We start from the raw sequence: 12133 nt of genomic DNA, 5'->3' as shown, positions 1-12133 counted from the left end.
TTTTTATATGGCAAACTCATATACAAGAGCGTATCAAAAAGACAGTGTTAAATCACAGTTAGCGGTTGCAGACTCTTATACAATAATCACCATGCTTATGCAGGGAGCGTTAGAGCGTATTGCTCGTGGTAAAGGTTGCATAGAAAGGAATGATCTTGCAGGTAAAGCAGAGCATCTTTCAAAGGCTTCAACCATTATTCTTGCCTTGATGGAGTCATTAGATCATTCTGTTGGTGGTGAAGTAACACAAAACCTAAGTAGTTTATATGAATATATGAATTCACGTATTACAGATGCAAGCATTGAAAAGTCAGTTGAACCCCTTATCGAAGTTATGAGTTTGCTGAATGAAATAAAAGGCGCATGGGAGTCAATTCCACGAGAAGACGTTGATAAGGCAATGACATTACAACTAGAGAGAGGATAGATTTGCAAGCTAAACCTTATATTGAGCTGATCAGTGAAATCGAGCAATTTAACACATTAATTAGAACACTTTTGGTGCAAGTTAAAGAAACTGATAGCTCGAATCGAGGTGAACTTTTCCAAGATGTAATGTTAACCACTGAAATTCGAAACAAGAAAGTGAGTGCTCTATTAGCTCTCACCAAAATGGGTACGGACTATACTGACTACGAAGCTATGCAACACCAAGCAATATTAGAAGCAGTTGCTCAACAAGATAAAATACTCATTGAACTTTTTTCAAAAGAAAAAAGTGACATACATGGGGAGCTTTTGAAATTCAAAAAGAATACTACAAGAATAAATACATACAATATTCATAAGCCTAAGTAATTAGAGATTGAAATGACAAACGACTTCGAATCACTCTTGCGACGCGCGCAAGATGAAATAGACAAACTCTCCGAAAAACAAAATCTAGAGTCTCAGCTAAAAAGCTTGATGCCAGTTCGATTTGAAAAAAACATCCAAGCATTTTCTAAGTACCTTCCAAAAATAGCTGAAGAATTTCGCCATTATAAGCCTCAAAACTTAGAATTATTCTGCACTGATTCTGGCCACCTGAATATTATAGACCCTTTAACAGGTAAGGCTTTGTATGGACAAGACCCTCTACAGCAATGTAGAGAGCAGGTTGAACGTTTATCAAAAAAGCCGAAGTTTAGTACGCTAGATTATAATATCCCTGAAAAATCACTGGATACTTTTATACATACAAAGTATTTAAGGATTATGCATAATATCTACCTCGAAGCAAAGAAGACGCTAGAACCATTAAAAACGATGCCAGAGCATTTAGGTTCGGCGGTTATATGTGGCATTGGACTTGGTTATCACCTTGAACCATTATTTAATAAGACCACAATTGATCATATATATTTGTGTGAGCCTAATAGGGATATGTTTTTTGCCAGTTTGTTTACGTGCGATTGGGAAAAAGTTCTGGAACAAGTTGACAAACGCGATGGTGTTATAATGCTCAATGTGGGCGTTAGCTTTGAAACATTTACAGCTGACTTCATCAATGAAATGAAGCACAGAGGCTCGTTTAACTCAGTATCTACTCTTTTATACCAACATTACCCATCGAAAGAGATAAATGAAATAATACAAGAGCTTAATAAAAACTTTCACATTTTGGCCATTGGCTGGGGTTTTGTAGATGATGGGGTGATCAGTATTGCTCATGACTATCATAATGCGAAAGCTAAATTACCCACATTAAAAAAAGACGCGAAATTACCACCTAAATGGCGTCATATGCCAGTTTTTATTATCGCAAACGGTCCATCACTTGATTTAGCAATAGAAGAAATTAAAGCACATCGAGATGAGGTTATTATCTTTAGTTGTGGCTCAGCAATAATGCCGCTCTTAAAGCATAATATTATTCCTGATTTTCATATTGCGCTAGAACGTACAAAGTTCACTTTTGATTACTATAATGAATTTATTGATAAAGAAATATTAGAGCAAATAGGCTTTTTAACTGTCAACGTAATGCACCCTGATTGTAGTAAGTTATTTGGCTGGACCGGTATAGGTTTCAAAGCCGCAGAGCCTGGAACGACAATATCAAGTGAGTTTATTGATAGGGGTAAAACTTACCAACAATTACTTCATTGTAATCCTGTTGTTGCAAATACTGCGGCATCTTTTGCTTGTAATATGGGCTTCGAAGAGATTTATCTAATGGGAGTCGATGGTGGGTATAAAGACCCACAGTACCATCACTCTAAAAGCAGTACTTACTTTAATGATGATGGCAGTGAGAAAAAAGAGATCGCAAAACTTGTTCGAGCCGGTGAATTGCGTGTTCCTGGAAATTTTTGTGATGAGGTTTTTACTACCGCTTTTTTCAATGTTGGAAACTCTCAGTTAGGATATCTGTTTAAAAGGTTCAAAAATGTAAATGTGTATAATTGTTCCGATGGGGTTAAGCTCAAAAATACAATTCCTTTACAGATTGAAGATTTGCTACTGGCAAATAATTTGCCCAATAAAGAAGAGTTTATTGATTACATTAAGAATGATGTTTTTATTCAACGAGATTTTGATCCCAAAGAATACGAAGAGTGGCTTGCAATTGACGAGTTTGCCAATATTTGTGACGGCTTGATAAAGTTCGTTGACCGAGAGTTTACTTCTCGGGCTGACATTGCAACGGCTTTAAAACTCCAAGTGAGATTTCTCTACTCTTATGGCTATACTCGATACAGGCATATTTTCTTCTTATTAGATGGCACTTTGACTTATGTTCATTCAATTTTCAGAATGATGCTATATCAGTTTGAAGACGAAGAAAAAACGGTCAAAATGCTAAATAAGACTTTTAAAGTATTTATTGAGTATATGCTTGAGGCAAAGGTTTTATATACGAGCGTGCTTGATGCTCAAGATGAACAAAGAAGCTATCTAATGGGGATGTTAGACAATGACAATAAAAGCTAATGACCTATTAACCAAAACACAAAAGTGGTATGACGAATCCTATACACAAGAGGGCTTTAAAGCGCAAAGGTTATACCCTAATGAGGAGCTGCTTCGTTTTTTTGGACGTCATTTTTTCAACAGTACTGATAGAGAAAACAGAAAGCAGATTCGTGTATTAGAATTAGGATGTGGGTCTGGTGCTAACTTGTGGATGATCTCTAAAGAAGGGTTTGACACATATGGTATTGATATTTCTGAATCGGCTATTCATTTAGCTCAACAGATGCTTAACCATTGGGAAACAGATGCTATATTAGAGCGCGGAAGTTTTGACGATATGCCATTTGCTGATGATTATTTTGATGTGATTGTTGACGTTTTTTCTACTAACTGTTTAGTAGAAAGTCAGTTTGAACATTGCTTGAGTGAAGTGAAACGTTGCTTAAAGCCAAATGGGTTATTCTTTTCTTATACGCCCTCTGTAAACAGTGATGCTTTTAAAAATTATGGGAAGGCTGAACTGCTTGACCCATGGACTTTAGATTGCGTGTGTAGAGAAGGGTCGCCTTTTATTGGACAGAATTATCCATTTCGTTTTTGTTCAGAAAAGCGATACTTTCAACTCTTAGAAAGTGTGGGTATAAAACCTGAATATTGTGAAAAGGTCGGTCGAACTTATCATAATGGCAAAGAGTACTTCGAGTTTTTAGTTGTATCAGGCACAAATAATGGTAAAAAATAATTTAGATACCATATCATCATTGTTAAAACTGCATGGGCTAAATGGCATTATAAATGACCCAGAGTTGAATCAACGCACGTTCACTACCTCAGGTTGCCCTTACATAGAGTATTCGCCTTGGATGATTGCATACCATACCGAATACCTTAACTCTAATACGAATGTCGCCGAGAATTTTACTATTTCAGTATTAAATGGACACCAACCATGTGCTTTGATTAATATCACTCTTGTAAAGTTAGATAGCGGTGAATTCAGTTTATTATCAAATGCAAGTGGTATTTTACCACCTTATTTATTTGATTCATTGTCAAGGAAACAGAAACGGAAAATAGCTCAAAAATGTTTTGATTTCTATCTTGGTATAGCTAAATTTTTCAATATTAGAGAATTACAGTTTCAAACAACATTTGTTTCAGGGGAGTCTGAGGGATGGTTTTCTATTTTGCAGAATGTTGGTAAGCCACAATTTTCTCAAGAGCTTTATTGTGATTTGAGTTTAAGTACTGAACAATACCGACAGGCAATAAGAGATAAATATAAGAAACACATTAAATCAGGGTTGAAGCTTTGGGATGTGCAAATTGTTGAGCAAGTTACAGTTGAGAAGTTTTCTGAAATACAAAATCTGCATCTAGAAGTTGTTGGTTTTGCAACGCGGTCGGACATTACTTGGCAGCAATTACGTAATGCGATTAATCTCAAGCAGGCATTTGCAGTCACAGCATATGATGGAGATAAACTAGTTGGTGCGGCAATATTCAGCTATACAAGTAAAGTCGCAGTCTATTCTATGGGTGTATACGATCGGACACTGTTTGATGACCCCGTAAGCCATGTTGTTCATTTCACCGCCATTGAGCATATGAAGTATTTGGGTTTAAAGGAATATCATTTGGGCTCACGTTGCCATCAAAGTGAGTGGATGATGCCATCTGATAAAGAAACACAAATAGGTTACTTTAAAGAGGGGTTTATGACTCATTCACGTTTTAAGGTAAGTTTTAATATACAACCCGAGATAGATCAATAAACTTAACGCTAATTTTGTTAATAATAAACATTAATATTAGATAGGCAAGATTCATTATGAGTAATTGTGTTGTAGTTGGTGGTGGTGTCGCTGGGCTTTATTCTTCAATATTAGCTGCAGAACACTACGATTCAGTCACGTTAGTCGAGGCGAGCAGTCAGTGTGGCGGACTTCTTAAATCATGGAAAAATGACCTTGGCTTGAATTTTGACTTTGGCACTCATATATTATCCGAAACATCAAACGATGAAATAAATGCAGTTTTGTTCAAGGGAATATATGAAAACCCTGATTTGTGGAATAGTTATGATGTTACAAAAGTGTCTAATAGTTTTGCTGGGAAGTTGTATGACCAAGCACAGTTTATTGCGTTACATCATTTAACTGATGAAGATTATAAATTAGCGTTAGCTGAACTATTAATGGCGCCGGGGCTATCTATTGACAGTACTAATAACCTATATGAGTATTCGTTGCGTAATTATGGCTCTTGCATTACAGAAAAAGTATTACGACCGTTATTTCGTAAAATGCAGCGAGCAGAGCTTGAAGACCTTCACCCTTATATCCATTTTATTTTTGCTTTTAATCGTTTTATTTTAGGAGATAAAAAGCTAAGTCAAGATTTAAAAACAATAGATAAATTCGATCAAAAACTCGCTTTTTCTAGTTATTACGATGGACTCAGTGGTGCGAAAAAGTTTTATCCTAAAAGTAATAAGGGCATAGAACTATGGATAGAGTATTTATGTGAACAAGCCCAACAAAAAGGTGTTACCTTTAAGTTAAATAGTCAGGTAAAAGGGTTAGTTTACTCCAAGGGGGTTGTTAAGTCTATACGACTTTCCAATGATGATACCTTAAGTTGTGATCATGTCATATGGACAATTCCGCCTATTTTTGCAATTAATGCAACCGGTGCGAAGTTTACCTCTACTAATAAACCTGAGTTTTGCCCAATGAGCCTTCATCACTTGGTATTTGACCAGCCTTTTTTAGATAAAAACTACTATTCTAATATTAATGAGCCAGAGTGTGATGGTTTTAGGGTCACCTTTTATCCAAATTTACAGGATGACTATCAGGGTAAATTTTATCATTGTACGGTAGAAGTGCTTTTTTCAGGTTACGAAGGTCTAGCATTAAGCAACCAAATTGCGAGTGAGTTAAAACAATTGGGCTATGTTCATAATAAAGCAAATTTAGTTAAGTCAGATTATCAAAATGTTCCGATGGGCTTTCCAAAGTTTACGAATTTATTTATAGATGAGAAATGTCGACAAATAGATTTTTTAAACAGCTTATTAAGTAATATAACCTTAGTAGGCAAATCAAGTCGAACAGAGTTTTTTGTTTATGGGATACTTCAAGAAGTTTATGACAGCATGAAAAAGCAATTCAATTATGAGTAAGCAAAATTGGCAAAAAATATACACTAAAGGTGAACAGCTAAACTTTTACCCTTATGATTTTATAGTTTCTAATTTTTTTCATACAAAGGCTTCTTTTTTTAAGCACGAAATTACCGTACTCGATTTAGGGTGTGGCGGTGGTAACCATAGTCTTTTTTGTGCTGAAAATGGTGCAAAAGTCATTGCCGCTGATTATTCAACTGCTGCATTAGATGCTGTTAATAAACGGGCTAAAGAGAAGGGGCTTGATCATTTAATTACGACGCTACAAGTCGACTTTGAAAGCTTTAGTTTACCAGATATTAAAGTTGATCTTGTGATCGATAGGCTAAGTGTTACTCATACATCAGGTAAATGTGCAATTGAGTTATATCGTAAACTTTATTCTAACCTTAATGAGGGAGCGGTTATTCTTAGTTGTATGTTTTCAACTGGTCATTCTCACAAAGACTATGGCTTTTACGACTCAGAGCAAGATATTTGGTTAGGGTTCAGTGGGGGTATTTTTGAAGGGTTACTTGCCGCTAATTTTTACGACCACGCTGCGATAGAAAAAATATTTTGTGATTATAAATTAAAGAGTTTGAAGTTAGAGTCCGATAAAGAGTTATTAGCAGACAAAGGGTGTATGGAAGTATGGAAAATAATCGCACAAAAGTAACACAGTTTGATGCGTTGATTGTAGGTGGCGGCTTTAAAGGAATGATGGCTGCCTATGGTTTGGTTAAACAAGGGCAATCCGTTGTCATTGTTGAGTCTGCTTCTGAACTCGGTGGCTTTATGTCCCCACTTCAATGGAAAGGGGCTGAATTAGACAAAGGGCCACAGTATTTAGACGGTATTAGCGAAAAACAGAAAGGTATTCTCGATGATATTATGTCTGAGCATGAGCCGCTTACACCACTATGTTTTTCTTATTCAAGCTATTGGAACAATGTTACCACGCAAGGTTTTGCAATTCCTGATTATAGAACTCTCCCACTTGCCGAAAGGTCTCAAATATTATTTGAGACACTTCATCAACAATTTGATGCATCATCTAAGGGGGCTGTAATTTCTGATGATTTTACACAACAGAACCTAAAAAGCTCCCAGTATATTCAGAGTTGGTGCCATAAGTTTTTGGGCACAGATGCCGAAAAGTTATCTGTAATAAATAAAAACTTTGTCACCTTTTTTGGCAGGAAGTTGTTGCTAGATAACTCATTAAGCATTGAGCTAAAAAAGCTCCCTTTGCTTGATAATGTATTGGCAGCAGAAAAAAAGAGTGTCAATCACCAAACTTATAATTTATACCCGAAGGGCAAAAACTTAGGGTATTTTAGACAAGCTTTTGTAGCCAAGCTTAACGAGTTAAAAGTAACCTCTTTAGTAAATAGTAAGCTTGTAAATGTTATTAAAGATAAAGAATGTATGGCAGCGACTATAGAGGATGATTTAGGCGCGTTTGAGATAAAAGCAAAAAACATTTTCTTTACAGGGACAGTTGAGTCAACAGAAAAAATCCTTTTAGGTACTAATAACTTGGCGCCATTGGTTAAACCTGTATCGCAGGTATTTTACTACGCTGAGATGAGTAAGTATCAAGATTTACCTTTTTATTTAATGAACTACAGTAGCGACTCTATTACTCGAGTAACTTATTTTAGCGATTACGCTGCTGATAGTGAAAATGGTAAACCTATAATCTGTATTGAGGTACCGGCTGACAATACATCATCAATTTGGCAAGATCCAGACACTCACTTTATGCAAGTTAAGCAAGAGCTTCAAGGGATGGGGGTGCTGAATATTACTGACTTTAAGGCTTTCAAAATTCCCAGTACATACCGTTTGATTTTAAAAGGTTACGAAAGTGCTTATGAAGATTTACTTAGTAAAGTGTCTCTAAGATATGGGGCAGGTATCACGGTTTTAACGCCACATTTACTTACTAGGGCGTCAATCATGAGTGATTTATCTAATGCAGGGGTGTTAGTCGATTGATAAATGACCTTAATTTAGTTTTATGCACTAGTGATAAGGAATGGGCTGAGTTTTTAGCATGTTCTCCTCAAGGCACTCGTTATGCGCTTAAAGAAGTAATTAACTCATTAAGCTGTAAAGTGGACTGCTGGTTTGTAATGAGTAAACAGAAAATTGTGGCTGGTATACCAATTGTGACTCAAAATAAAGCTGCATCAAGCCTACCAATGCACACTTATTATATCGGACTTCTGTACCATAACGATGTGTATAACTGCAAAGCTAACCGCAAGACAGAGTGTGAAATCGCAATTAGTGAATTTGTCATGGATACTCTCTCTGAAAAATACGAAAAATTTGAGTTAAGTTTACATCATAGTATTTCCGATGTGCGTGGGTTTGATTGGTTTAACTACCATACTCCAGACAGGGGAAGAGCAAAAATAAGTCCGCAATATACGGCTATTTCTGACTTAGTTCCTCTGGGTGATATTAGAACAGAGGCTAGAGGCTCACGTCGAAGAGAAGCTGGTTATGCACAAACAAGAGAAGGTTTAACATTTCATCTCGATGGAACGGTTGAAGAGTTATCAATGCTTTACCAAGAAACCTTTTCTAGGCAATCAGTTAATATACCTTCGCTTGAATCAAATATAACAGCACAATTTGCAGAATACTTGGTAAAGCATGATTTTGGTAAAATTGCTGTTGTGCGTAATGCGTTTGGTGAAGCTCAAGCAGCAGGTTTGTTATTTTATGATTTTAGTGGAGTAGTGCACTTACCTGTAGTTGGGACTAAAGCTACAAAATATGGTGGTACGATGCTGTACTTTCAAATGATGGAATATGCTGCGAAAAAAGGGTTCAAGTATATAGATTTCAATGGTGCAAACTCGCCAAGTAGAAGTTACTTCAAGCATAGTATAGGTGCTAAAGCGCAGCTCTTTTTTCATGTAAGCTGGACAAGACCCCTAACAAAAACTTAAGTTATATGAGTCCCAATGTATACAGGAATGTAAATCTATGGAAGTTGTCAGTTTAAAGCATGCTAAATCACTTATGGTTGTTAAAAACTATAGTCAAGCTACTGATTTTTTAGAGACGCTGCTAAGCAAAGACCATAAAAACATTGAAATTTTATCATATTTATCCATTTGCTATACCAATTTGGGAAGCGCTTTAGAAGCAGTTGCTGCAGCAGTTGATGCTGTTCAATATAGTGGGTATGAAGAAGAATGTATTCAATTTTTGTTTAGTACTTTAGAGAGTGTTGAATACACAGGTTACTTAAAAGCACTTGAAGTAATTTTAATGAAAGCTCTAAAAAATAAATATTTAGAGGGGCAAGCTGTTGAGTTGTTGAAAGTTCAGCTATTTGCAAAATATAGTGTAATTCTTGCTTCGGATATCGTTGAACTTAATGACGATATTGAACTAATGCTTGCAGACCCTATTTTTTATTCTGTAATTGAACGAACTATCACTCCTCACCATCAATTAGAAAAAATAATTATTTTAGGTCGAAAAGAGTTGCTTTATTGTATTGCAAATAACTTAGATGCCACTAAATATTTGCCAACAATGAATGCAATTGCATGCCAGAACTTGCTAAATGATGGAGTCTATCATGCCACTCAAGAGGAGCTAGCTTTAATTGCAGCGCTTGATAATAGTGATCCTTACTTTGCGCATTCAGCTCTTGTTTTAAAAGTTTGTTATGCAGATTTTAAACAAGCTATGGAACTTTGGGGCAATAACCAAGAGTTGTTCAAAAGCCCAAGTTTAAAAATAATCGCTGATGATCTTACTTTTTATAATGCTATATTGGGAGGGGTAAACTTAAGCAGTGAAGGTATTACAGATAAAACCTCACTCGAAGTTCAGGTATTTTATAAAGAAAACCCTTATCCAAAATATAAAGTCGTGAAATTAACCGCAATGAGTGTTTCACAATGTATGTCTTGGTTAGGTTTAAATGGTGGTAAAAAGCCGCAAATTTTAGTAGCTGGTTGTGGAACGGGATTACAAGCTATCGAACTTGCGTTTGCAAATCAAGATGGCCATATCACTGCTATAGATTTAAGTCCAACGAGCATACATTATGCCAAGCAGATGGCTGCAAAATACGAATTAAACAATATTGAATTTAAGATTTTAGATATCTTAAATGTAGAATCACTTGGCCAACAGTTTGACTATATAATTTCGACGGGTGTTTTGCACCATATGGCTTCCCCGCAACAAGGTTTGAAGAAATTGAGTCAAACCTTAAAACCTCATAGTTTAATGATTCTTGGTTTTTATAGTAAATTAGGTCGGAGGCAGTTAGCAAAGATAAGGCAAGAGCTACTCTCATACTACAATACAGATAACATAAAAAAGATATCTAAAGAATCGCTAGCAAAATGGCGAGCGAGCTGGAGTGATGAACAAAAAAAGAACCATTGGTTTAGTAGTAACGATTTTTTCAATACCCATGGTTTGATGGATGCTATTTTTCACCCGCAAGAAAGTTATTATGATCTCCCTGAGATACAAAAGATGCTTGAAGTCGCCGGTGTTGAGTTCAAATCAATGGCGATGAATAACCTTCAACGCTCTTATTATAATAGCGTCTCTAATCGCTTTAACCTATTAGAGAAATCAGAGTCTATTGAGCTCTGGGATAAATTTGAAGCCTCACATCCTGACTTCTTTCATTCTATGTATAATTTTTTTGTATATAAGTATTAGGTATTTTAGGGGCTCAAAAAAATTAAATGAGCCCCTAGATTTATTCAGTAAATTTATAGCTATTTAGGGTTTTTATCTACCAGCGCTAATAAATTCGCATCTTTTAAATTTTGAATTATTTCGTACAAATCCCATAGAGGAACATTTATTTTTTGTGCGATCTCAATGTTGGATAAAATACCATCACAGTAGCTGATAAAGTTCATCATGTTACTAACCATTTGATTGCTTTGTTTTGTACTTAAATTAGGATATAAACCACGCTTTCCTAGTTGGGGCTCACAGATAACGTTAAGTTTGAGTACTTCATTTTTCTCTAATACTTCTAAGCACCTCCTTAGTACTTCATACCCTCCCTGGAGACCTTTTGGGGTTACTAAGGATAAATCATCTAAAGAAGTATGATATTCAGGGTAGTGGTTGTATTTTGTCCGCATGAGACAGGCTATAGGTAAGTCTATACCCGGCGCACAATAACGTCGCTCATCACTGCCACTTTCAATGAATGGGTATTTTTTATAACTTGGTGCTACATGCTGTAATACATGCTTGGCTACTTTATCTGAAAGGGTATTTTCGTCTCGTGATGGGATATAGGAGTAATCTCTATCATCTCCGATACAGGTTATGTTAAAGCCTGCTACGACATTCTTTTTCAGCTCATCAGCATGGCGACTAAGGTAAGTTAAAGAACCGATTGTTTCAGGGATGAAAATGATTCGATAGCTGTACTTCAGTTGTGCTTGCTCTATTAGCCATTTAGCTAAAAAAGTTGTGACAGTTGGACCTGATAGCTCATTGTTAGCAAGTGATGGGTGACATACATAGGTTGATAAAAAGATTTCTTGATCAGATTCACCAGGAATCAATATCTCAGCATAGGTTAAATGGCCATCTTTGAGATCGGAGTCGATCACGACGTGGTACTCCCCCTCCTTTAGCTGTTCAAACTGAGTTTGTGTTAAGCAAAAGCCCCAATGAGGAGAGTAGTATGATGTAATATATGGAATAGCATCAGGTTGTTCTGGCAATGTGTAGAGATGCTCTTTAAGCTCCTCTAATGAGAGTCTCTTATTCACAGGGATTGAATAGCCAACAACGTGTAGATTACTTATCTTAAAATCGATAATTTTATTGCCATCAGGGTCAATAACAAACGCATCTCTAATATTCCACTCTTTTGGGACGGTCCAATCAAAGCATTGTGTCCCTGTTGGTACTTCAAAAGTTTTTAGATCAGGTAAATGCTGCTTTATGATACTAAGTGTTTCGCGCACGCCATTACCTGTGATGCTGCGACAGATTGGCCATAATTCTTTTGCCAGTTGATGAATTTCATTACCTATCATG

Annotated in this window: 11 protein-coding genes; 10 read left to right on the top strand and 1 reads right to left on the bottom strand. The window is 36.2% G+C overall.

Annotation, left to right across the window (positions count from 1 at the left end):
• The first annotated feature begins 7 nt into the window (after positions 1-7).
• The 10 genes from fliS to RB214_RS12105 are packed head-to-tail and all read left to right on the top strand — an operon-like array spanning position 8 to position 10783.
• Entirely contained in the window at positions 8-427 is a 420-nt protein-coding gene (gene fliS / locus RB214_RS12150) for a flagellar export chaperone FliS (RefSeq protein WP_309167168.1), read from the top strand.
• Between the two features lie 2 nt (positions 428-429).
• Positions 430-798 carry a hypothetical protein gene (locus RB214_RS12145; protein ID WP_309167167.1) on the top strand — a complete coding sequence of 123 codons (369 nt, stop codon included), beginning with the start codon at positions 430-432 and terminating at the stop codon, positions 796-798.
• A gap of 12 nt (positions 799-810) precedes the next feature.
• Positions 811-2916 carry a 6-hydroxymethylpterin diphosphokinase MptE-like protein gene (locus tag RB214_RS12140; protein ID WP_309167166.1) on the top strand — a complete coding sequence of 702 codons (2106 nt, stop codon included), beginning with the start codon at positions 811-813 and terminating at the stop codon, positions 2914-2916.
• Positions 2900-3640 (top strand): class I SAM-dependent methyltransferase, encoded by a 741-nt coding sequence (locus RB214_RS12135; RefSeq protein WP_309167165.1) that lies wholly within the window; start codon positions 2900-2902, stop codon positions 3638-3640. Before RB214_RS12140 ends, RB214_RS12135 begins: the two co-directional genes overlap by 17 nt.
• Complete coding sequence (locus tag RB214_RS12130; RefSeq protein ID WP_309167164.1) at positions 3627-4673, top strand: hypothetical protein; 1047 nt, start codon at positions 3627-3629, stop codon at positions 4671-4673. Before RB214_RS12135 ends, RB214_RS12130 begins: the two co-directional genes overlap by 14 nt.
• Positions 4674-4729: 56 nt before the next feature.
• A complete protein-coding gene (locus RB214_RS12125; protein WP_309167162.1) occupies positions 4730-6085 on the top strand; it encodes an FAD-dependent oxidoreductase in 1356 nt (451 codons plus the stop codon).
• A complete protein-coding gene (locus RB214_RS12120) occupies positions 6078-6746 on the top strand; it encodes a class I SAM-dependent methyltransferase (protein WP_309167160.1) in 669 nt (222 codons plus the stop codon). Before RB214_RS12125 ends, RB214_RS12120 begins: the two co-directional genes overlap by 8 nt.
• Complete coding sequence (locus RB214_RS12115; protein WP_309167157.1) at positions 6722-8071, top strand: NAD(P)-binding protein; 1350 nt, start codon at positions 6722-6724, stop codon at positions 8069-8071. The genes RB214_RS12120 and RB214_RS12115 overlap by 25 nt, the downstream gene beginning before the upstream one ends.
• Positions 8068-9036, top strand: coding sequence for a GNAT family N-acetyltransferase (locus RB214_RS12110; protein ID WP_309167154.1), 969 nt, complete (start codon positions 8068-8070; stop codon positions 9034-9036). Before RB214_RS12115 ends, RB214_RS12110 begins: the two co-directional genes overlap by 4 nt.
• 37 nt (positions 9037-9073) lie before the next feature.
• Positions 9074-10783 (top strand): class I SAM-dependent methyltransferase, encoded by a 1710-nt coding sequence (locus tag RB214_RS12105; RefSeq protein WP_309167152.1) that lies wholly within the window; start codon positions 9074-9076, stop codon positions 10781-10783.
• A 59-nt stretch (positions 10784-10842) separates the two neighbouring features.
• Here RB214_RS12105 and RB214_RS12100 read toward each other — a convergent pair whose 3' ends face one another.
• Positions 10843-12132 (bottom strand): DUF4910 domain-containing protein, encoded by a 1290-nt coding sequence (locus tag RB214_RS12100; RefSeq protein ID WP_309167150.1) that lies wholly within the window; start codon positions 12130-12132, stop codon positions 10843-10845.
• Between the last annotated feature and the right edge of the window lies 1 nt (position 12133).

It is taken from the genome of Pseudoalteromonas sp. HL-AS1, assembly GCF_031198785.1.
Lineage (GTDB): Bacteria > Pseudomonadota > Gammaproteobacteria > Enterobacterales > Alteromonadaceae > Pseudoalteromonas > Pseudoalteromonas distincta.
Note: the sequence above shows the minus strand (reverse complement) of the source record. Positions and strands in the feature narration are given on the sequence as shown.